The organism is Stenotrophomonas sp. STEN023 (assembly GCF_056760135.1).
The window spans coordinates 1-1,001 of sequence record NZ_JBRREF010000164.1; the positions used below are offsets into that span (position 1 = coordinate 1).

A 1,001-nucleotide genomic window follows, 5' to 3' on the forward strand; every position below is an offset into this window, starting at 1 on the left:
AAACATGAAGTACCCAACGAGTTGCTGAGCAGCTTGTTGGCTAACTACAAGAGACCTGAGGACCTGATCGGCGAGAACGGCTTGCTAAAGCAGTTGACCAAGCTGCTGGTAGAGAAGGCGCTCGATGCAGAGATGACCGAGCACTTGGGGCATGAGAAGCACGAGCCGGTGGCCAACGGTGCTGGCAACACCCGCAACGGCCGCAGTCGCAAGACGCTCAAGGGTGAGTTTGGTGAGCTGCCTATCGAGGTGCCACGCGATCGCCAAGGCACCTTCGAGCCCAAGCTAATTCCGAAGCACCAGACCCGTTGGAGTGGGTTCGACGACAAGATCCTGTCACTGTACGCACGAGGGATGACCGTGCGCGAGATCCAGGCACACCTGGAGGAGATGTACGGGGCCGAGGTGTCGCCGAGCTTAATTTCATCGGTCACAGACGCAGTGGTGGATGAGGTCAAGGCGTGGCAGGCGCGCCCGCTCGATCCGGTCTATCCGATCGTGTACTTGGACTGCATCCACGTCAAAGTTCGAGACGGTGCAGTTCGAGTCAAGGCGGTCTACCTGGCCATCGGTATAACGATGAGCGGTGAGAAGGAAGTTCTGGGCCTGTGGCTGGCCCAAACCGAGGGTGCGAAGTTCTGGTTGCAAGTGGTGACGGAGCTACGTAATCGTGGCGTGCAAGACATCTTCATCGCCTGTGTCGACGGCCTGAAGGGCTTCCCTGAGGCTATCGAGGCAGTGTTTCCGTACACCACGGTGCAACTATGCATCGTGCATATGGTCAGGCACAGCTTGAACTATGTGTCGTGGAAGCGGCGACTAGAAGTGGCGGCCGACCTCAAGCGCATCTACACCTGCGCCACCGCCGAGGAAGCTGAGCAACGGCTCACCGAGTTCGAGGCACGCTGGGACAAGGAGTACCTGCCGATTGGCCAGTCTTGGCGGCGTAACTGGACACGGTTAACCCCATTTTTCGACTATCCACCCGAGATCCGTAAGGT

At 58.3% G+C, this 1,001-nt stretch carries 1 protein-coding gene; it reads left to right on the plus strand.

Going from position 1 to position 1,001, the window contains the following annotated elements:
• Positions 1-1,001: IS256 family transposase (locus tag ACVOLV_RS22160; RefSeq protein WP_481556237.1), on the plus strand; the 1,001-nt coding region annotated here is incomplete at both ends.